This is a genomic window from Streptomyces sp. LaBMicrA B280 (assembly GCF_049222185.1).
Classification (GTDB): domain Bacteria; phylum Actinomycetota; class Actinomycetes; order Streptomycetales; family Streptomycetaceae; genus Streptomyces; species Streptomyces murinus.
The window spans coordinates 82,501-102,706 of the sequence record NZ_JBMJCT010000016.1 but is presented as its reverse complement, the minus strand read 5'-3'; the positions used below and the strand labels follow the sequence as shown (position 1 = coordinate 102,706).

Below are 20,206 nucleotides of genomic sequence, written 5' to 3'. Positions count from 1 at the left end.
CTACGCCTCCTTCGAGAACAGTGAACGGCCCCACCAGTCAGCGGCGTCCCGGACACCCGGCGGGACGGCGAAGACCGCGGAACCCACGTGCTGGATGTACTCGTTGAGCGCGTCGTGCGCGGACAGCTTGCGCTGGAGCGGGATGAAGCCGCGGCGCACATCGCGCTGGTAGGCCAGGAAGAACAGGCCCGCGTCCAGCCGGCCGAGGCCGTCGGTGCCGTCGGTGAAGGAGTAGCCGCGGCGCAGGATGGTGATCCCGGAGTTGGCGTCCGGGTGCGCGAGCCGTACGTGCGCGGTGGGCTTCATCGCCTTCAGGAACGGCGCGTCGTGCTCACCCGCCCTGCCGACCGGGGCGCCCTCGCGCTTGTCCCGCCCGAACACGTCCTCCTGCTCCTGGAGCGAGGTACGGTCCCAGGTCTCGATGTTCATCCGGATGCGCCGGGCGACCAGGTACGAGCCGCCGCTCATCCAGTGCGGGCCGTCCCCGTCGCCGACCCACACATGCTTCTTCAGCCGGTCCGTCTCGGTGCCCGCGATGTTGCGGGTGCCGTCCTTGAAGCCGAACAGATTGCGCGGGGTCTGCGCGTCGGGGGTGGTCGAGGAGGTCTTGCCGAAGCCGAGCTGGGACCAGCGCACGGCGACCTTGCCGAAGCCGATGCGGGCGAGGTTGCGGATCGCGTGCACGGCGACCTGGGGGTCGTCCGCGCACGCCTGGACGCACAGATCGCCGCCGGTGCGGTTCTTCTCCAGGTTGTCGCCGGGGAACTCGGGCAGGTCGACGAGGGCTTCGGGCCGCTGCTCGCGCAGCCCGAACCGGTCGAACAGGGAGGGGCCGAAGCCGATGGTCAGGGTCAGCCGGCAGGGGGTGAGGCCCAGCGCCTCGCCGGTGTCGTCCGGCGGGGCCTCGGGAAGCCCGCCGTAGGCGCCCTCGCCGACCGGCTTGCCCCCGGTCATCCGGCGGGCCGCGGCCGTCCAGTCCTTCAGCAGCTGGACGAACTCCTCGCGGTCGTCGGTCTTCACATCGAACGCGGCGAAGTGCAGCCGGTCCTGCACGGGCGTCGCGATGCCCGCCTGGTGGGCGCCGTGGAACTCCACCGCGCCCCCGGCCGCGTCCGCCGTGTCGGACCCCGCGTCGGCCAGCGCCACCGCGCCCCCGGCCGCCACGGCCCCGAGCGCGATCCCGGCCCCGCCCCAGCCGATCAGCGCCCGGCGCGAGGGGCGGCGGCTCTCCTCAACCTCGGTCATCTGCCCGGCCCTTGCTTACTTCACGACCGCGGCGGCGAGCTTCGACAGCGGCTCGGCGAGCGCGTTCACCGCGTCCGACAGCTCCTTGCGCTGGGTCTCGGTGACCTTGTCGTAGGAGACGAAGTCGTACGACGCCTTGTCCGAGCGGTAGCCGTCCAGCACCTTGTCCAGCGCGGCGAACTGCTTGTCCAGCTCCTTGGTGAGCGCCGGGTCGTTCTTGACGGCGACCGGCTTGAGCAGCTCGTACGACTTCTGCGCGCCCTCGACGTTGCCCTTGAAGTCGGCCAGGTCGGTGTGCGAGTAGCGGTCCTCCTCGCCGGTGACCTTGCCGGTGGCGACCTCGTCCAGCAGCTCCTTGGCGCCGTTGGCCATGGACGTCGGGGTGATCTCGGCCTGGCCGACCCGGTGCTGCCAGTCCTTGAGGTCGCTCACCAGCTGCAGGGCGAGGGTCTTCTCCTCGGCGCCGATCTTCTTGTCGGCCCACAGCGCCTTCTCCAGGCGGTGCCAGCCGGTCCACTTCTGGCCCTTCTCCAGGCCGTCGGCGCGGGTGTCGGTCTTCGGGTCGATGTCACCGAAGGACTCCGCGACCGGCTCGGTGCGCTCCCAGCCCAGACGGGAGGGGGCGTAGGCCTTCTTGGCGGCGTCGAGGTCGCCCGCCTTGATCGCGTCGGCGAACTTCTGGGCGAGCGGCACGGTGGCGTCGGCCTGGTCCTGTGCGTACTGCCGGTACTCGGCGACCGCCTGGTCCAGCTTCGGGTCCCGCTTCGCCGCCGCCGAGCCACCGGTGACGGTGAGCTTCTGCCGGACGCCGTGGCCCTTCATGCCGGGGCGGCAGGCTATCTCGTACGACCCCGCCTTCACCTCGGCGGTCAGCGTGTACTTGGTGCCCGGGCCGATGTTCTCCTTCTCGGAGACGATCCGGTCGTCCGGGAACAGGATCTCCACCTCGGTGGCCTTGGCGCCCTTGTTCTCTATCTTCAGGGTGACCTGGCCGGCCGGGACCGACGTGGCGGAGGTGTCGCACGTCGAGTCCGCGGCGGTGACCTGGATGGCGTCGCCGTCCTTGGCCTCGCTCTTGGCGGTGCAGGCCGAAAGGGCGGTCAGTGCGGCCGCGGTGACGGCGGCGATGACGGTCGGACGGACGGCACGCATGCGGACTCCCTGACGATCCAGTGTGGTGAGGCTGCCCTAACTTACCTGAGGCTTACCCTCCTCATACCCTCGGGTGGCGTGATCCGGCTCTCAGGGCGTGCGCCTCGGGCCCACGACGACGCCCGTGCCACGGGGATGCTCGTACACCTCCACCGGGTGCTCGTACACCTCGGACAGCAGCGGCTCGGTGAACACCTCGGCCGGTGGCCCCGCCGCCGCGACCCGGCCGCCGCGCAGCACGACCACCCGGTGCGCGTAGGCCGCCGCGAGCGCCAGATCGTGCAGCACGACCACCACCGCGTCACCGGCCCGCGCCCGCTCCCGGCACAGCCGCAGCACCGCCTCCTGATGCTTGAGGTCGAGCGCGGCGGTCGGCTCGTCGAGCAGCAGCAGCGGGGCGCGCTGGGCCAGCACCCGGGCCAGCGACTCGCTGGGCCAGCAACCGGGCCAGCGCGACCGGGCCCGCTCGCCGCCGCTGAGCGCGCCGAACGGCCGCCCGGCCAGGCCGGTGACCTCGGTCGCCGCCATCGCCTCCGCGACGGCGAGGTCGTCCTCGGCGGGCGAGGCCGCGTGCGGCGCCCGGCCCATCCGCACGACCTCCGCCACGCTGAACGGGAAGGCCAGCGCCGCCGACTGCGGCAACACCGCCCGGCGCAGCGCGAGTTCGGCCGCCGTCCACGCGTCGACGGGGCGGCCGTGCAGTCGTACGACACCCCCGGCGGCCGGGACGTCCCCCGCGAGCGCGCCCAACAGGGTCGACTTTCCGGCCCCGTTGGGCCCGACCAGCGCCAGCACCTCACCGGCCCGGGCGTCCACGTCGACCCCCTTGAGTACCGGCCCCGCGCCCAGCCGTACCTGAAGGCCCTCGGTCTCGGCGAGCACCTCACCGGGGGCGGCGGGAGCGGGCGGGGCGGGAAGGCGGCGCAGCCGGATCCGGGCCCGGTCGAACAGCGCGCTCATGCCCAACCCCCCTGCCTGCGCCGGGTCCTGCGCAGCAGCAGGAAGAAGAACGGGCTGCCGATCAGGGCGGTCAGCACACCGAGGGGCAGTTCGGCCGGGGCGGCGGCGGTGCGCGCGACCAGATCGGCGCCGAGCAGCACCAGCGCGCCGAGCAGGGCGCTGCCCGGCACCAGGAAGCGATGGCCGGGACCCGCCATCATCCGCAGCAGATGCGGGACGACCAGGCCGACGAAGCCGATGATCCCCGCGACACTGACCGCCGCCGCCGTCAACAGCGCGATCACCAGGACCAGGACCAGGCGCAGCCGCTCCACGTCCACGCCCAGGTGCCGGGCCGGGCGTTCGCCGAGCGCCAGCAGGTCCAGCCGGCGCGCGTACAGCGGCGCGACGCCGAGGCCGAGCAGCGCGCAGGGCAGCACCGCGAGCACCTTCGGCCAGGTCGCCTGGGACAGCGAGCCGAGCTGCCAGAAGGTGATCTGGTTCACGGCGGCGGTGTCCGCGAAGAACAGGAAAAGACCGATCAGCGCGCCCCCGAAGGCGTTCACCGCGATCCCGGTGAGGATCAGCGTCACCACCTCGGTACGGCCGCCGGAGCGGGACATGGCGTAGACGAGCAGCACCGTGCCGAGACCGGAGCCGAACGCGAGGACCGGCACGGTCCACATCCCGAGGAAGTCCAGGCCGAACGCGATCGCGGCGACCGCGCCCACCGCCGCGCCCGAGGAGACGCCGATGACGCCCGGTTCGGCGAGCGGATTGCCGAACACACCCTGCATCAGCGCCCCCGCGCAGCCCAGCGAGGCGCCGACCAGCAGCGCCAGCACGATCCGCGGGAACCGCACGTTCCACAGCACCGACTCGGCGACCTGGTCCAGTGCCGTCCCGCCCAGGTGCGCCCGGTGCAGCACCGAGCCGATTACGTCGGCGACCGGGATCGGGTAGGCGCCGAGGCCCGCGGCCAGCGGCACCAGGACCAGCAGGGCGAGGACCAGGGCGGCGGTCAGCAGCCAGGCGGTGCCGCGCCGGGCGGGGGCCGGGGCGGGCGCCGTACGCCCGGCCGGTTTGTCGAGCACGGTCACTTGTCCCCGCCCCCGTAGAGCTGGCGCACCACGGAGGACAGCACCTGGTCGGTGCGCGGCCCGTAGTTCAGCAGCACCCCGTCCTCGACGGAGACGACCCTGCGGTGCATTCCGGCCGGCGTCTCGGCGACTCCCGGGATCTTCACCAGTCCGTCGACACCGCCCACGGACTGAAGTCCCTTGGTCATCACCAGGATCGCGTCCGGCGCGGCCTTGGCCAGCGCCTCGGCGGTGATGGCGGTGAAGTCCTTGGTCAGCCCGGACGCGGCCCCGGCGTCCACCGCTCCGGCGGCTTCCAGCAGCGAGGTCGCGCCCGAGTTCCTGCCGCCGATGAGATAGACGGAGGCCGAGCCGCGCAGATAGAGGAACGCGACCCGGGGCTTGTCCTTGTGCGCCGGAACCTCCTTGCGCACGGCGGCGATCCGCGCCTGCGAACGCCGGGCCAGCTCCTTGCCCGCGCCCGGGACGCCCAGCGCGCGGGCCACCGTCTCGATGCGCGGGCCCACATCGGACAGGCCCTTGGCCGGGGCGACGACGAGCACCGGGACCCCGGCCGCGCGGATCTGGTCGACGGCCTCGGCGGGGCCGGACGTCGTCTCGGCGATGACCAGATCGGGCTTGAGGGAGAGCACGCTCTCGGCGGAGACGTCGTGGTTGCGGGTGACGACCGGGAGCTTCGCCGCCTGCTGGAAGGTGGCGGTGATGTCCCGCGCCACGACCCGCCCGCCCAGCCCGAGGGTGAACACGATCTCGCTGAGGCTGCCGGACAGCGGTACGATCCGGCGCGCCTCGCGCACGGTCACCTGCCGCCCGTCGGCCGAGTCGACCGTGACCGGCAGCCGTGGCACCGGAGTGTCCTTCAGCGGCTCCACCCGGTCGGCCGCGGCGGCCGCCGGGGCCCGCGCGGCGGCCTTCGGGGAGCCTCCGCATCCGGTGGCGCCCGCGAGGAGTACGGCCAAGGACACCAGTGTCCCCGCCAGTTGTGTGCGGAACCGTCTCACGGCCTCGTCCCGTTCCCTTCGGTCGGCTTCTTGATCCCCCCAGGGGAGTTTAGGTTAGCCTTACCTTAGTTCGCTACCGGCCGTCGTTTCCGGAGGATTCCCATGCCCGCGCGCCTTCGTGCCCTGGTCACCGTGGTGTGCACGGCCGTCCTGGGAGCCCTGCTGCTCCCGGCCGGTGCCGCGCACGCCACGAGCCGTACCGTGCAAGGGGGACGGCTCGACTGGGGAGTGAAATCCTCCTTCCAGAGCTATGTCACCGGGCCCATCGCGCACGGCGGTTACTCCCTCACCGGGGGCGCCGGCACCGTGGGCAGCAGCCAGTTCCGCTTCCCCTCGGCGACCGGCACCTACGACGGCGACACCGGGAGACTCGGCACCTCCTTCGCCGGCGGGGTCCGCTTCGTCGGCCACCGGGCGAGCGACGGCGGCTACCAGCTCGACCTCACCCTCGCCCGCCCCACCGTCCGGATCTCCGGTGCCACCGGCACGCTCTACCTGGACGTCACCGGCAAGGCGAAGGGCACCGGGGCGGTCACGACGTCCCATCAGGTGCCGTTCGCCTCCCTCTCCCTGCGCGGCGTCGACATGCGCGGCGCGGGCGGCCAGGTCGTCCTGAACAACGTGCCCGCCACCCTCACCGCCCAGGGCGCCACGTCCTTCGCCGGGTACTACACCGCCGGGACCGCGCTGGACCCGGTGAGCCTCGCGGTCGACGTCGAGCCCGCCGCCTCACCCTCGCCCACCCCGTCCAAGACCGCCGGGCACAAGAAGCCCGCCGCGCCCGGCGCCCTCGTGGACGGCGCCGTCGACTGGGGCGTGCGCCGCACCTTCCGCGAGTACGTCACCGGCGACATCGCCCAGGGCGCGTGGAAGCTCACCGACGGCGCCCGCGACGGCGGTGCCCTCTTCCGCTTCACCGGTGGTCAAGGCACCTACGCCAAGGGAGAGTTGACGGCCCGCTTCCGGGGCGCGCTCCGCTTCACCGGCAAGCACGGTCTCGACCTCCGCTTCAGCGCGGTCCAGGTCGCCGTCCACGACGCCAAGGGCACCCTCTACGCCGATGTCACCACGGCGGACGCCACCCGCAAGAAGGTCCCGCTCGTGACCTTCACCGCCAAGGACCTCACCCCGGTGAAGGGCCTCGCCGAGCTGACGGAGGCCCCGGCGAAGCTCACCGCCGAGGGCGCCGAGGCCTTCGGCGGGATGTACCGGCCCGGCACCGCGATGGACCCCGTGTCCCTCGCCGTCGTCCTCGACGCCAAGGCCGAACTGCCCGCCCTGCCCGACCCGGGCCACATCACCGCCGCCCCGTCCTCGCCCGCGCCCGCCGCCGCGGCCCCGGCCCGTACGAAGGCCGCCACCGCGGACGACGGCACCCCCGTCCTGCCCCTCACCCTCGGCGCCGCGGCCGGTGCGCTGCTGCTCGCCGCGGCCGGTGTCTACGCCCTGCGCAGGCACCGCGCCCGCCGCGCCGCCGACGACAACTGACCCCCGCCCACCCCCCTTCCAAGGAGACGGAAACCAGCCATGCCCGCCATCACCCCCAGACGACTCGCCCTCACCGCCGCCGTCGCCGTCACCCTCGGCTGCGGCACCCTCACCGCGACCGCCGCCTCGGCCGCTGACGTCCCCCTGACCGGCTACCAGCTGACCTGGGGCATCAAGCAGTCGTACCGCTCCTACGTCACCGGCTTCGCCCAGGGCACCTTCACCGCCACCGACGGCGCCTCCCAGGCCGCGGACAACGGCGTCTTCACCTTCACCGACGGCAAGGGGACCTACGACAGCGCCAAGCACACCGTGCACCTGGCCTTCCAGGGCACCCTCACCATCAAGTCCACGCTGCACGGCTTCACCCGGGAGATCTCCGACGTCCAGTACGACAGCGCCACCGGCGCCCTCACCGCCGACCTGGTCTCCGACGGCGGCGCCAAGCAGCAGGACGTACCGCTCGCCCAGGTCGCGGCGCCGACCGGCCCGGACATGAGCGGCCTCGCGACGACGCTCACCACCGAGGCGGGCGGCTTCCTCGGCAGCTCCTCCTACGCGGGCGCGGCCGGCGACCCGCTGACGGTGGCCGCGCCGAAGCAGACCCCGGAGCCGGAACCGACGAAGACCACGAGCCCGTCCCCGGAGCCCACGAAGACCACGAGCCCGTCCCCGCAGCCGACGAGGACCACGACCCCGAAGCCCACCGGATCCCCCTCCAAGAGTCCGAGCCCGTCCGCCTCGACGGCTCCCGCCAAGGGCGCCATAGCCGACGGCACGCTCGGCTGGGGCGTCAAGGAGACCTTCCGCACCTACGTCGTCAGCGGCCCGGCCCAGGGGAAGATCACCACCTCGGGCGGCGCCGAGCAGGCGTCCGGCAACGGCGCGTTCACCTTCCCGGGCGCCACCGGCAGCTACGACACCAAGGCCGGCACCCTCTCCGCCGCCTTCAAGGGCGCGGTGAACTTCAAGGGCCATGAGAGCGACGGCACATACGGCCTCGACCTCACCCTCAGCGATCTGCACGCCAGGCTGAACCACGGCACCGGCACGCTGACCGCCGATGTCACCAGCCTCGGCAAGAAGTCCGAGGACGTGGTGCTGGCCGACCTGAAGGCCAAGTCCACCGGGCTCACCGCGAAGAACGACGTCATCACCGTGAACGGCGTCACCGCCACCCTCACCGACGCGGGCGCCAAGGCGTTCAGCGGCTACTACACCAAGGGCACCGCGCTCGACCCGGTCGCCCTGTCCGTGGCCCTGACCGACGACGCCGACCTGCCCTCCGGCGACGGCGCCACGGGCACGGCCGGGGGCACCGGCGGCTCCGGTACGGCGGGCGGCGCGGGCACGGCGGGCGGCTCCGGCACCTGGGCGCGGCGGCCGCGGTCGCCGTCGCGGCGGGCGCGGGCGTGGTGATCGCGGTCCGCAGGCGGCGCCCGGCGAGCGCCGAGGCGTAAGAACCGAGGCGTAAGAACCGAGGCGTAAGAACCTCAGTACAAGAGCCGAGGCACAAGACCGACGGCCCGGTCCTGGACGCTCAGGACCGGGCCGTCTCGTACCCTCGGGACATCTCAGCGAAGCGCGCAGGGAACCGCTGGGGCCGGGGCGCCTGGTGCGCGAGTGGCCCGGCGGGAGCCTCGGCCTGTACTGCGGCGGAGGCCGGCACGGCGTCGTACCGCTGCGGCGGCAGACCATGGAGCAGGGGTACGGCGACCTCCGCGCTCGCGGCGCGCGCGGTGTTTCAATTCCCCGGTGACTGACTACGACGTACTGCGCGTCTTCTGCGCACCGCACGGCGGCTACGGCAATGAGCTGGGCGTCGTCCGCGACGGCTCCACGCTGCCCGAGCCCGCCGACCGGCAGGCGCTCGCCGCCAAACTCGGCTTCAGCGAGACCGTGTTCGTGGACGACCCCGAGCGCGGCGTCATCGACATCTACACGCCCTCCACGCGGCTGCGGTTCGCCGGATACCCGTGCGTCGGCGCCGCCTGGCTGCTGGACGTGCCCGAACTCGTGGTCCCGGCCGGGACGGTGGGCGCCCGCCAGGACGGCGAGTTCTGCTGGATCGAGGCCCGCCCGGAGTGGGCCGCGCCGCGCACCCTGCGCCGGTACGCCACCCCCGCCGAGGTCGACGCGCTCCCCGTGCCCCCGCCGGGCGAGTGGCGGTACGCCTGGGCCTGGGAGGACGAGGCCGCGGGCCGGATCCGCGCCCGGGGCTTCCCCGGCCGCGGCGACGGCATCGAGGAGGACGAGGCCACCGGCGCCGCCGCGCTCCAGCTCACCGGCCGCCTCGACCGCGCCCTCAACATCACCCAGGGCAAGGGCTCCCAGCTCCTCACCGCGCCGCAGCCGGCGGGCTGGGTGGAGCTGGGCGGCCGGGTGTTCCTGGAGCGCTGACGTCCGGCCCGGTCCCCGGACCACGGTGAGCGTTCCGCCGCAGGGCGGTGGCGCCACCCCGTACGTCGGTTCGAGAAGATGTCCGCATGGCAGAAATCAATCTTGCAGCCCAGGCGGAACAGCGTCTTGCGGCAGGCGATCCGGCCGCGGCCCTCTCCCTCTACCTCCAGGTGTGGAACCGTCCGGACGACGAGGTCGCGGACCGGATCGACGACCTCGTCCTCGCATGGGGCGACACCGGCACCGCGCTGGAGATCATGGAGGCCGCGGCCACCGCGGGCAACGCCGGGGCCTACGAGGCCATGTCCGCCCTGCTCGTCGAACTCGACCGGCCCGAGGAGGCGTTGACCGCCCTCCAGAAGGCGGCGGACCGCGGCCGCGACGTCACCCTGCGGATCGCCTCGGTCCTGGCCGACGAACTCGGCGACCGGGAACGCGCCGAGACGTACTACCGGCAGGCGCTGACCGACGACGACCCCCAGGCGCTCAACGACTACGGCGCCTTCCTCAGCGAGGACGACGACCGCCTCGACGAGGCCGCCGACCTGCTGCGCCGGGCGATCGGCCAGGGCGACGACATGGCGGCCGGCAACCTCGGCCGGCTCCTGGTCGACGAGGAGAAGTACGAGGAGGCCCTGCCCTGGCTGCGGCGGGCGCTGGAGCACGGGTACCGCTCGGTGCTGCCCGTCCTCGGCGAGGCCGAACACGCCCTCGGCGAGACCGAGGCGGCCGGCGCCCACCTGCGGGCGGCCGTCGGCGAGCGGATCCCCGAGTCCCACTTCCCCTACGCGCTGTACCTGGCCGAAACCGGCTCCCCCCGGGAGGCCATCGCCCACTACGAGGCCGCCGCCGAGGAGGACGGGGAGATCAACGCCTATCTGAACCTCGCCCTCCTGCACGAGGAGCTGGAGCAGTGGGAAGCGGCCGACCGCCGCTACCGGGACGCGATGGAGCACCGGGACGAGGTCGCCTTCGTCTCCTACGCGCAGTACCTCGCGGAGCGGGGCCGGTCCGGCGAGATCGCCGCGCTGCTCGCCCCGGCGGCCGAACTGGGCCTGGACGCCGAGGACATGACGGAGCTGCGGGAACTCGCCGCGGGGAACGGACCGGGCGGCCACTGACCGCCGGGCGGCCGGGCGCTCACGCCGAGAGCGGGAACTCCTCGCCCAGGGCCCGGAAGACGTCCGTGTTCAGGGCGAACGCCCGCTTGCACTCGGCCGTGACGCGCTGCTTCTCCAGATCGTCCGCCCGTATCCCGTCCAGCAGTTCCCGGTACTCGCGCTTGAAGGCGGCCGGGTTGGAGATCTCCTCGAAGACGTAGAAGCGCACCCCGGCGCCCTTCCTGGCGAAGCCCCAGGTCTTCTCCGCCCGGTCGCGGATGATCTGACCGCCCGACAGGTCGCCCAGGTAGCGGGTGTAGTGGTGGGCGACGTAGCCGCCGGGCCACTCCTCGGCGCACTCGCGCACCCGGTCGGCGTACGCCCGGGTCGCGGGCAGGGCGTCCAGGCCCGCCCGCCAGTCGGGACCCCGCAGATGCGCCAGGTCCTGCTCCAGGGCGGCCAGCCGCAGCAGTTCCGGCCGGATGAAGGGACCGGCCACCGGGTCACCGGCCAGCCGCTCGGCCGCGCTCTCCAGTGCCTCGTAGACGAACCACAGCTGTTCGGTGTAGCGGGCGTAGGCGTCCACGCCGAGCCGGCCGCCGAGCAGATCGCTCATGAAGGTCGAGGTCTCCGCCTCCGTGTGCTGTTCGTGGGACGCGGTGCGGATGAGGCACGAGAAAGAGTCCATGACACACATCCTCTAAGGTAAGCCTTACCTAAGTCAATGGCCTTACCGACCTTATGTCGGTAACTTTCCCGACAGGGTGTCGGTAAAATCGTACAAGAGAAAACCCGCCCTCGCAGGGGCGGGTTCTCCTCGAAGCGGGCGGTGGTCAGGGCAGGGTCAGGATGTCCGCGCCGTCGTCCGTGACCACCAGCGTGTGCTCGAACTGCGCGGTGCGCCTGCGGTCCTTCGTCACGACCGTCCAGCCGTCTTCCCACATGTCGTACTCGTGGGTGCCCAGGGTCAGCATCGGCTCGATGGTGAAGGTCATGCCCGGCTGCATCACCGTGGTCGCGTGCGGGCTGTCGTAGTGCGGGATGATCAGCCCGGAGTGGAACGACGAGTTGATGCCGTGCCCGGTGAAGTCCCGCACCACGCCGTAGCCGAACCGCTTGGCGTACGACTCGATGACCCGGCCGATGATGTTGATCTGGCGGCCCGGCTTGACCGCCTTGATCGCCCGGCCGAGGGCCTCCCGGGTGCGCTCCACCAGCAGCCGCGACTCCTCGTCCACGTCCCCGACCAGGTACGTGGCGTTGTTGTCGCCGTGCACCCCGCCGATGTACGCGGTCACGTCCAGGTTGACGATGTCGCCGTCCTGGAGGACCGTCGAGTCCGGGATGCCGTGGCAGATGACCTCGTTGACCGAGGTGCACAGGGACTTGGGGAAGCCGCGGTAGCCGAGCGTGGACGGGTAGGCGCCGTGGTCGCACATGTACTCATGGGCCACCTTGTCCAACTGGTCCGTGGTGACCCCGGGCGCGATGATCTTCGCGGCCTCCTCCATCGCCTGGGCGGCGATCCGCCCGGCGACCCGCATCGCCTCGACGGTCTCCGGGGTCTGCACCTCGGGCCCGGTGTACGGCGTCGGCGCGGGCTTGCCGACGTACTCGGGGCGACGGATGTTCCCCGGGACGGAGCGAATGGGGGACTGTTCCCCTGGTACGAGCAGCGACTGGCCAGACATGCCGGCGAGTCTATCCAGCGGACATGAGGGAACATGTCGTTGGTCGGTGAGAGGAGCAGTCCATGGCCCTGTTCAAGAAGCGAACCGTGGGCAAGCCGGGTGAGTGGTACTACTGCCTGGAGCACAAGAAGGTCGAGGAGGGGCCGGACTGTCCGGGCAAGGACCGGTTCGGGCCGTACGCCTCCCCGCAAGAGGCCCAGCACGCGATGGAGTTGGCGGCCGAGCGGAATCTGGAGTGGGAGAACGATCCGCGGTGGCACGACGCCTCCAAGGCGGACTCCCCGGACGCCGACGAGGACTGATCACGCCTTCGCGGGGGCGGCCTCGGCGCGGCGCTCCCGCATCCGTACCGCGTGCGCGTTCGTCCGCGCGTCGTACGTCATGAGGCCGGGCAGGCACAGCGCGAGCAGGCCCACCGCGCCCGCGCAGGCCAGCCCGCCGCAGGCGATGGACGTGCGCAGGCCCGTCCACGCGGCGAGGCCGCCCGCGCGGACCTGGCCCAGCTGGGGGCCCACCGAATAGGACAGCAGTTCGATCCCGGCGAGCCGGCCGCGCAGCTCGTCGGGGATCGTCTGGTTCCACATGGCGGACCGGAAGATGCCGCTGACCATGTCGAACCCGCCGCCGACGGTGAGCAGGAGCAGCACCAGCCAGACCTGCCGGGTCAGCCCCGCCGCCGCGATCGACAGGCCCCAGCCGGCCGCCGCCAGCACCACCATCAGGCCGTGCCGGTGCACCCGTGAGGCCCAGCCGCTGGTCAGGCTCACCAGCAGGGCCCCCGCCGGGATGCTCGCGTACATCAGCCCGAGCGCCCAGTCGGCGTCCAGTGCGTCGGCGAGGAACGGCAGCACCGCGAGCGGCATCGCCAGGGCCATCGCCGCGAGGTCCACGACATACGTGCCGAGGAGTTCCTTGCGGCTCCACGCGTACCGGGCGCCCTCCGCGATCGCCCGCAGCGAGGGCCTCGCGGCCTCGTGGGCGGCGGGGGAGGCCGCGATCCGCACGATGTACGCCAGCGAGACGGCGAAGGTCAGCACATCGACGGCGTACGCCCAGCCCAGGCCCGCGTACGCCACCACCACACCGGCGAGCGCCGGGCCCGCGACGCCGCCCACGGTCCAGCGCAGCGAGTTCAGGGACGCGGCGGCGGGCATGTCGTCATGCGCGACGATCCTCGGCCACAGCGAGTCCAGGGCCGGGCGCTGCACCGCGCCGAGCGCGGAGGAGAGCGCGGCGACGGCGTACAGGGGCCAGACGGCGGGGCCCGGGAGCAGGGCGTTGAGCAGCAGCAGCGCGCTGAGCAGCCCCTGCCCGGCCTCCGTCCACAGAATCAGGCGCCGCTTGTCCAGCGCGTCGGCCAGCGCGCCGCCGTACAGCCCGCACACGATCAGCGGCAGCAGCTCCACCGCGCCGATCGCCCCGACGGCCGCCGTGGACTCCGTCAGGTCCTTCAACTGCACGGGCAGCGCGACCAGGGTCAGAAAACTGCCGAAGTTGCTGATCAGTCCCGACTTCCACAGCCGCCGGAAGTCGACGGAGGCCCGCCAGGGAGCGAGATCGGGAAGCAGCGCGGAAGTCACCTGGGCATGCTCGGCCGAGGGGGGCGCGGGGGCAACTGCTTTTCCGGCGACTGCTTTTCCTGCGAGCATGGGCACCGCACGGAAGGCAGGGAAGCATGCGCGAAGTACCCACCAAGGAGATCCCGGCTCTGCTGCTGCGCATGATCCCGGAATCCGCCGAGCCCATCGCCGAGCTGTACGACCGGCCCGCCGAAAGAGCCGTGGCGATGGAGGACGCGTGGACGCGGTTGTACCGGCTGCTGGCCGACTGCTTCACCACACCCGTGCTGATGCCGCAGCTGGAGAGCGGGCGCCCGGACGCGGAGCTGCTGACCCGGTGCTGGGACTTCGTGGAACGCGTCGTGGACCACTCCTCGGAACTCGTTCGCGGCGCCGTCCACTTCGAGGTGCTCGAACAGCTCCTGAACGCCGAGGGGCTGGTGGAGGCCGCCTGGCCCCGCATGAAGGACAGCACACGGGCCCGCACCCTGGAAATGCTGGACTGCTACGGCGTCCGCCTGCGGGGCGTCAACCGTCGCTAGGCCCGGGACCCGGTCTTGCACGATGTCCGCCTGGTCGTCGGCCGTCCGGACGTAGAGTCGCCCCATGACCTCTACCGACAGCGCACAGAAGGCCCCCGCCAAGGATCCCTGGGACCTGCCCGATGTCTCCGGGTACGTCGTCGGCGTGCTCGGCGGCACCGGACCGCAGGGCAAGGGACTCGCCTACCGGCTCGCCAGGGCCGGGCAGAAGGTGATCATCGGGTCCCGGTCCGCCGACCGCGCACAGGCCGCCGCGGACGAACTCGGCCATGGCGTCGAGGGCGCCGACAACGCCGAGGCCGCGCGCCGCAGCGACATCGTGATCGTCGCCGTACCGTGGGACGGGCACGGCGACACGCTGAAGTCGCTCGCCGCCGACCTGGCGGGCAAGCTCGTCGTGGACTGCGTCAACCCGCTCGGCTTCGACAAGAAGGGCGCCTACGCGCTCACGCCCGAGGAGGGCAGCGCCGCCGAGCAGGCCGCCGCGCTGCTGCCGGACTCCCGGGTCGCCGCCGCCTTCCACCATCTGTCGGCCGTCCTGCTCCAGGACCCGGAGATCGAGCGGATCGACACCGACGTCATGGTGCTCGGCGAGGAGCGCGCCGACGTGGAGATCGTGCAGGCGCTCGCCGGGCGCATCCCCGGCATGCGCGGCGTCTTCGCGGGCCGGCTGCGCAACGCCCACCAGGTCGAGTCGCTGGTCGCCAACCTGATCTCGGTCAACCGCCGCTACAAGGCGCACGCGGGACTCCGGCTCACCGACGTGTGAGCCGTCCCTCGGCGAGCCGGGGCCGACCTTCCTCTGAGCCGGCCATGGCCATGGGGGACACTGTTCGCCGTAGCAGTGTCCCCCGACAGGAGCCACCCGTCATGCCCCGCATCGCCCTCTACACCCTCGTCGTCTGCGTCCTCTCGCTGGCCGCGGCCGTGGTCTCCTTCGTACAGGGCAGCTGGCTGGGGATCGTCTGGGTGCTGCTGGCGGGCCTGTCGTCCAACATGACCTGGTACTACGTCAGGCGCGCCCGCGCCGCCGCACAGGAGGAGCCGGTCACGAACTGACCGTGCACACCTCCGGCGTCCCGTTCCAGAAGCGGTAGAGCCAGTACCCGCAGTCCGAGTAGGCCGAGTCCACCCCGAGCCCGCGCAGGATGTCGTGGATCAGGCCGAAGAAGGCGATGTTCAGCGACGGGATCCACAGCAGCGCGAACACGATCAGCAGCCCGAACATCGGGAACGCCTCCACCTGCCGCTTCACGCCGTGCGGCAGCCACGGCTCCAGCACGCCGTATCCGTCCAGGCCCGGCACCGGCAGCAGGTTCAGCAGCGCCGCCGTCACCTGGAGCAGCGCGAGGAACGCCAGCGCGAAGCGGAACTCCATCGGCACCCCGTCGAGCGCGTGCAGCCAGAACGGCGCCGTGCACACCACCGCGAACAGCGCGTTCGTCAGCGGGCCGGCCGCCGAGATCAGGCTCAGCCGCCCCCGGCCCCGGATCCGGCCCCGCTCGATGAACACCGCGCCGCCCGGCAGGCCGATCCCGCCCATGATCACGAACAGCACGGGCAGCACGATGCTCAGCAGCGCGTGCGTGTACTTCAGCGGATTCAGCGTGAGATAGCCCTTCGCGCCGATCGTGATGTCGCCGCTGTGCAGGGCGGTGCGCGCGTGCGCGTACTCGTGCAGGCACAGGGAGACGACCCAGGCGGCGGTCACGAACAGGAACACCGCGATGCCCGGCCGCTCCGCGTACCCGGTCCAGGTGGCCCAGCCGGCCACCGCGGCGACGGCCAGGATCCCGATGAACACCGGGCTGATCCTCCGGTCGCCGGGACGTCGGGTGGTGGCGGTGGTCATGAGCGGCTCCTGTGCTGGGCGGAGGAACTGGGCGGAGGAACTGGGCGGACGGGCGGGCCGGACGGGCGGATCGGCGCGCGGGACGCCCCCGGCCGACACGCGGAAAACGTCTCGCACGGGCCTTCCGGTTCCTGGAGAGTGGGTGAATGCCACGGAAGAGTGTGCGCTACGGGGACCGGCGGCGGGGGTGTCGCGGGGCGCCGTCCGCGGGGGCCGCAGGGCCGGAGACAGGGCCCGCGCCGGGCCTCGTCCCGCGTCCGCCGGGGCGCCGCCTCGAACCGCTCGCCGGGTCCGTGACAATGGAGTCCGACCGCGGTCGCCCGAGGCGGTTCGAGGAGACCGGCCCCGGCGCCGCGGACGGCCCGCGCCGGATCCGTCGTACCGTGGGCGTCCTCGTCACCCTGGACCTCACCGGGAGCGCCCGCCGCCTCCGGTGACCACCCCCTGACCGCTTCCCGAGCCTCCGGAGACAATGGACCCCGTGCGCTATCGCCTTCTCGGCCCCACTCAGGCGCTCCGCCCCGACGGTACGGCCGTCCCGGTCGGCGGAGCGCGGCTGCGCGCGCTGCTCAGCGTGCTGGCGCTGCGGGCCGGACGGACCGTGCCCGTGGGCGTGCTGGTGGACGAGGTGTGGGGCGCGGAGCCGCCCGCCGACGCCGCCCTGACCTTCTACTGGCCGGTGCTGGGCCGCCAGGTGCGGGTGCGCGGGCCGGTCGCGGTGGCGCCCGAGGAGGAGAGCCAGGCGGATCTGCACGCCCGCTCCACGGGTGCCCTCGCGGTGCGCTCCAGGCGCTCGTGGGCCGGCTGCGGCGCGCGCTCGGCGCGGACGCCGTGGCCTCCGCCGACGGCGGGTACCGGCTCGCCGCCTCCGCCGACGACCTCGACCTCACCCGCTTCGACCGGCTGACCGGCGACGGCCTCACCGCCCTCGCCGAGGGCGATCCCGCCAAGGCCGCCGGTCTGCTGGACGACGCCCTCGCGCTGTGGCACGGCCGGCCCCTCGCCGACCTGCCCGACCGCACCGCCGAGGCCGCCCGCTGGGAGACCCGGCGCCTGGACGCGCAGCGCGCCCGGCACACCGCCGCGCTCGCCCTCGGTCAGGCCGAGGGCGCCCTGCCCGAACTGACCGCCCTGTGCGACGCCCACCCGCTGGACGAACCCCTCCAGGCGCTGCGGCTGCGCGCCCTGCGCGACCTCGGCCGCCCGGCCCAGGCACTCGCCGGGTACGAGGACGTACGACGGCTCCTCGCCGACCGGCTGGGCTCCGACCCCGGCGCCGAACTGCGGGCGCTGCACGCGGAGTTGCTGGGCGCGGACGGCGGGTCCGGGCGTGATTCCGGGGCGGCGCGGGGCCGTTGGGGCCGGGGTGCCGGACCCGGCGACGGTGATGGTGACGGTGCGCGGGGCGGCGTGGGCGGCATGGCCGGTGGCCGGGGCGGCGATGTCGTCCAGGGTCTCCACCCCGACCGACGTACCCCCGACGCCCGGCCCCACACGTCCCACGGACCCCACAGCTCCCACGGCTCCCACGGCTCCCACGGCTCCCACGGCTCCCACAGCTCCCACAGCTCCCACGGCCCCCACAGCCCCCACGGGTCCGACCGGCCCCACGCCTCCGACCGGCCCGCCCAGGGCAACCTCCCCGCCCGCCTCACCTCCTTCGTCGGCCGTGAAGCCGACCTCGCCGCCCTGGGCGCCGACCTGGAGACCGCCCGCCTCGTCACCCTGCTCGGGCCCGGCGGCGCGGGCAAGACCCGGCTCTCCCAGGAGGCCGCCGAGGCGGTACGGCACTGGGCGCGCGACGGCGTGTGGCTCGCCGAACTCGCGCCCGTGGACGACCCCGAGGCCGTACCCCAGGCCGTGCTCACCGCGATCGGCGCCCGCGAGACCGTGCTGCACGGCGCCGGCGCCGAGAGCATCCGCGCGGTGGTCGACGGGCACGACCCGCTGGACCGGCTGGTGGAGCACTGCGCCCGGCGCCGGATGCTGATCGTCCTCGACAACTGCGAGCACGTCATCGAGGCCGCCGCCCACCTCGCCGAACGGCTGCTGGCCCGCTGCCCCGAGCTGACCGTCCTCGCCACCAGCCGCGAACCCCTCGGCGTACCGGGGGAGTTGGTGCGCCCGGTGGAGCCGCTGCCCGAACCCGTCGCGCTGCGGCTGTTCGCCGAGCGCGGCGCGGCGGCACGGCCCGGGTTCCGGGTCGCGGACGACCCGGAGGCGTGCGCCGAGATCTGCCGCCGCCTCGACGGACTGCCCCTCGCCATCGAACTGGCCGCGGCCCGGCTGCGGATGCTCACCCCCCGGCAGATCGCGGACCGCCTCGACGACCGGTTCCGGCTGCTCACCTCCGGCAGCCGCACCGTGCTGCCCCGCCAGCAGACCCTGCGCGCCGTCGTGGACTGGTCCTGGGACCTGCTGGACGCCGACGAACGCGAGGTGCTCGCCCGGCTGTCCGTCTTCGCGGGCGGCTGCGATCTGGCCGCCGCCGAGGCCGTGTGCGGTTCCGTCGCCCTGGACGCCCTCGGCTCCCTGGTCGACAAGTCCCTGGTGGTGGCCGCCCCTTCGGCCGACGGCACCATGCGCTACCGGCTCCTTGAGACCGTCGCCGAGTACGCCGCCGAGCGGCTCGCGGAGACCGGCCACCGCACCGAGGCCGAGCGCGCCCATCTGACGTACTACCGCGAACTCGCCCGCACCACCGACGCGTTGCTGCGCGGCCCCGGCCAGCGCGCCGCCATCGAACGCTTCCAGGCGGAGTACGAGAACGTGCGCACCGCCCTCCGGCACGCCGTCGCCGCCCGCGACGAGCAGGAGGGGCTGTGCCTGGTGCTGTCCCTGGTGTGGTTCTGGCAGATGCGGGACCAGCGTCTGGAGACCCGCACCTGGTGCCGTGAGGTCATGGCGCTCGGCCCGGACCCCTTCGCCGAACCGCCGCGCCGCGCCGAACCGGTGTGGCAGCGCTGCAACGACAACCCGCCGCCCTACACCGGCGAGGTCCTCCTGGAGGCCCGGCGCGGCATCCACCTCGCCCATCTCGCCTGCATGGACACCGAGTTGGATGCCTGGCAGACCCCCGCGGCGCAGGCCAAGCTGCGCGCCGTGGCCCAGGTCTACGAGGAGGGCATGCCGCAGACCTGCCGCTCGCCCGGCATGGTGTGGTTCTTCGCGGTGATGCTCACGGGCGGGGCGGAGCGGATACGGACCATCGCCGACGCCAACGTGGAGACCTGCCGCACCACCCCCGGCTTCGAGTGGGAGCTGGCCGGCTCCCTCCAGATGCGCGCCAACTTCCTCGCCAACCGCACCGCCTGGGCCGGTGACGCCACCCGCGACGCCGACGAGGCGCTCGCCATCTACCGCCGCCTCGGCGACGACTGGGGCACCGCCGAGGCGCTGTCCGCCCGCGGCGAGTCCCATGAGCGCAAGGGCCTGTACACCGAGGCCGCCGCCGACTACCGCGCCGCCATCGAGCACGCCGAACGCCTCGGCGCCCGCGCCCAGACGGCCGTGCTCGGCGCCCGCCTCGGCAGCGTGCTCATGGAGTCGGGCGAGGTGGAGGAGGGCGAGCGGATGCTGCGGGAGGTGGTGGAGAGTCAGGACGCCATGCACACCGAGGCGATGCCCGCCGCGCGGCTCTTCCTGGCCTGCTGGCTGGGCCTGACCGAACGCACCGCCGAGGCCCGAGAGCAACTCCAGCTGCTGCGCGAGGAGTTCAGGATCGCGAACTTCGTCGTCTTCGACGCGCTGCTGCTCTGCCAGGAGGCATGGGTGGACGCGGCGGACGACCGCAACGAGGAGGCGCTGGAGAAGGTCCGCACGGCACTCGGGCACACCACCGACCCGCTCGCCGAAGCCGTCATCCCCCAACTTCCCTCCACCGCCCTCACCGTGGGCGCCATGGCGCTCGCCCGCATCGACTCCGGCGCCCGCGCCGCCGACGCCGCCCGGGTACTGGCCGCCGCCGACCACCTGCTGCCGGTCGGCCATGTCCCCTCCGGCGTGGAGCGGCGGGGCCGCGGCATCACCGAGGCCCGGATTCGCGAGGCGCTGGACGAGGAGTCGTACGAGCGGGCGTACGCCGAAGGCGGTGGCCTCTCCCTCGTGGAGGCCACCGCCCTGGTGTGACGTACGGCG

Annotated in this window: 19 protein-coding genes and 1 pseudogene; 11 read left to right on the top strand and 9 right to left on the bottom strand. The window is 73.2% G+C overall.

Annotated features, from left to right (window positions below; genetic code table 11):
• The 5 genes from efeB to ACLF5H_RS16550 form a co-directional block, all read right to left on the bottom strand.
• Positions 1-1,245 (bottom strand): iron uptake transporter deferrochelatase/peroxidase subunit, encoded by a 1,245-nt coding sequence (efeB, locus tag ACLF5H_RS16570; protein WP_421676835.1) that lies wholly within the window; start codon positions 1,243-1,245, stop codon positions 1-3.
• A 15-nt stretch (positions 1,246-1,260) separates the two neighbouring features.
• A complete protein-coding gene (gene efeO, locus ACLF5H_RS16565) occupies positions 1,261-2,397 on the bottom strand; it encodes an iron uptake system protein EfeO (RefSeq protein ID WP_421676834.1) in 1,137 nt (378 codons plus the stop codon).
• 90 nt (positions 2,398-2,487) lie between these two features.
• The gene (locus ACLF5H_RS16560; protein WP_421676833.1) at positions 2,488-3,357 is read right to left on the bottom strand and encodes a heme ABC transporter ATP-binding protein; all 870 of its coding nucleotides are present in this window, start codon (positions 3,355-3,357) and stop codon (positions 2,488-2,490) included.
• A complete protein-coding gene (locus ACLF5H_RS16555) occupies positions 3,354-4,436 on the bottom strand; it encodes a FecCD family ABC transporter permease (protein WP_421676832.1) in 1,083 nt (360 codons plus the stop codon). Before ACLF5H_RS16555 ends, ACLF5H_RS16560 begins: the two co-directional genes overlap by 4 nt.
• Positions 4,433-5,437: a heme/hemin ABC transporter substrate-binding protein gene (locus tag ACLF5H_RS16550; protein WP_421676831.1), complete on the bottom strand. Its 1,005-nt coding sequence runs from the start codon at positions 5,435-5,437 to the stop codon at positions 4,433-4,435. Before ACLF5H_RS16550 ends, ACLF5H_RS16555 begins: the two co-directional genes overlap by 4 nt.
• 102 nt (positions 5,438-5,539) lie before the next feature.
• Between ACLF5H_RS16550 and ACLF5H_RS16545 the strand changes: the two genes are divergently transcribed.
• From ACLF5H_RS16545 to ACLF5H_RS16530, 4 genes are all read left to right on the top strand, one after another.
• Positions 5,540-6,925: an HtaA domain-containing protein gene (locus tag ACLF5H_RS16545; protein ID WP_421676830.1), complete on the top strand. Its 1,386-nt coding sequence runs from the start codon at positions 5,540-5,542 to the stop codon at positions 6,923-6,925.
• A gap of 39 nt (positions 6,926-6,964) precedes the next feature.
• Positions 6,965-8,344 carry an HtaA domain-containing protein gene (locus ACLF5H_RS16540; RefSeq protein ID WP_421676829.1) on the top strand — a complete coding sequence of 460 codons (1,380 nt, stop codon included), beginning with the start codon at positions 6,965-6,967 and terminating at the stop codon, positions 8,342-8,344.
• A 336-nt stretch (positions 8,345-8,680) separates the two neighbouring features.
• Positions 8,681-9,325 carry a PhzF family phenazine biosynthesis protein gene (locus ACLF5H_RS16535; RefSeq protein ID WP_421676828.1) on the top strand — a complete coding sequence of 215 codons (645 nt, stop codon included), beginning with the start codon at positions 8,681-8,683 and terminating at the stop codon, positions 9,323-9,325.
• An 86-nt stretch (positions 9,326-9,411) separates the two neighbouring features.
• Positions 9,412-10,446 (top strand): tetratricopeptide repeat protein, encoded by a 1,035-nt coding sequence (locus ACLF5H_RS16530; RefSeq protein WP_421676827.1) that lies wholly within the window; start codon positions 9,412-9,414, stop codon positions 10,444-10,446.
• A gap of 19 nt (positions 10,447-10,465) precedes the next feature.
• Here the strand turns inward: ACLF5H_RS16530 and ACLF5H_RS16525 are convergent, their stop codons facing one another.
• Together ACLF5H_RS16525 and map are read right to left on the bottom strand one after the other, a co-directional pair.
• Positions 10,466-11,113 carry a heme oxygenase (biliverdin-producing) gene (locus tag ACLF5H_RS16525; RefSeq protein ID WP_421676826.1) on the bottom strand — a complete coding sequence of 216 codons (648 nt, stop codon included), beginning with the start codon at positions 11,111-11,113 and terminating at the stop codon, positions 10,466-10,468.
• Positions 11,114-11,258: 145 nt separating this feature from the next.
• On the bottom strand, positions 11,259-12,116 hold the full coding sequence (map, locus tag ACLF5H_RS16520; RefSeq protein ID WP_366603729.1) for a type I methionyl aminopeptidase: 858 nt from the start codon (positions 12,114-12,116) through the stop codon (positions 11,259-11,261).
• Positions 12,117-12,178: 62 nt separating this feature from the next.
• On the opposite strand from map, the gene ACLF5H_RS16515 reads away from it, so the two are divergent.
• A complete protein-coding gene (locus ACLF5H_RS16515; RefSeq protein WP_421676825.1) occupies positions 12,179-12,418 on the top strand; it encodes a hypothetical protein in 240 nt (79 codons plus the stop codon).
• On the opposite strand, the gene ACLF5H_RS16510 is transcribed toward ACLF5H_RS16515, so the two are convergent.
• A complete protein-coding gene (locus ACLF5H_RS16510; protein WP_421676866.1) occupies positions 12,419-13,765 on the bottom strand; it encodes an MFS transporter in 1,347 nt (448 codons plus the stop codon). It abuts the gene before it with no gap.
• Positions 13,766-13,791: 26 nt separating this feature from the next.
• Between ACLF5H_RS16510 and ACLF5H_RS16505 the strand changes: the two genes are divergently transcribed.
• From ACLF5H_RS16505 to ACLF5H_RS16495, 3 genes are all read left to right on the top strand, one after another.
• Positions 13,792-14,217 carry a hypothetical protein gene (locus tag ACLF5H_RS16505; RefSeq protein WP_421676824.1) on the top strand — a complete coding sequence of 142 codons (426 nt, stop codon included), beginning with the start codon at positions 13,792-13,794 and terminating at the stop codon, positions 14,215-14,217.
• 64 nt (positions 14,218-14,281) lie between these two features.
• A complete protein-coding gene (gene npdG, locus ACLF5H_RS16500) occupies positions 14,282-14,986 on the top strand; it encodes an NADPH-dependent F420 reductase (RefSeq protein ID WP_421676823.1) in 705 nt (234 codons plus the stop codon).
• A gap of 50 nt (positions 14,987-15,036) precedes the next feature.
• Positions 15,037-15,276: a hypothetical protein gene (locus ACLF5H_RS16495; protein ID WP_421676865.1), complete on the top strand. Its 240-nt coding sequence runs from the start codon at positions 15,037-15,039 to the stop codon at positions 15,274-15,276.
• Here ACLF5H_RS16495 and ACLF5H_RS16490 read toward each other — a convergent pair.
• Positions 15,266-16,069 (bottom strand): site-2 protease family protein, encoded by an 804-nt coding sequence (locus tag ACLF5H_RS16490; protein ID WP_421676822.1) that lies wholly within the window; start codon positions 16,067-16,069, stop codon positions 15,266-15,268. The genes ACLF5H_RS16495 and ACLF5H_RS16490 overlap by 11 nt on opposite strands.
• Before the next feature lie 299 nt (positions 16,070-16,368).
• Between ACLF5H_RS16490 and ACLF5H_RS16485 the strand changes: the two genes are divergently transcribed.
• From ACLF5H_RS16485 to ACLF5H_RS16475, 3 genes and pseudogenes are all read left to right on the top strand, one after another.
• Positions 16,369-16,506 (top strand): hypothetical protein, encoded by a 138-nt coding sequence (locus ACLF5H_RS16485; RefSeq protein WP_421676821.1) that lies wholly within the window; start codon positions 16,369-16,371, stop codon positions 16,504-16,506.
• Positions 16,507-16,541: 35 nt separating this feature from the next.
• A pseudogene (locus ACLF5H_RS16480) lies at positions 16,542-16,730 on the top strand (AfsR/SARP family transcriptional regulator); the annotation flags it as partial.
• A 134-nt stretch (positions 16,731-16,864) separates the two neighbouring features.
• Positions 16,865-20,197: an AfsR/SARP family transcriptional regulator gene (locus tag ACLF5H_RS16475; protein ID WP_421676820.1), complete on the top strand. Its 3,333-nt coding sequence runs from the start codon at positions 16,865-16,867 to the stop codon at positions 20,195-20,197.
• Positions 20,198-20,206: the final 9 nt, after the last annotated feature.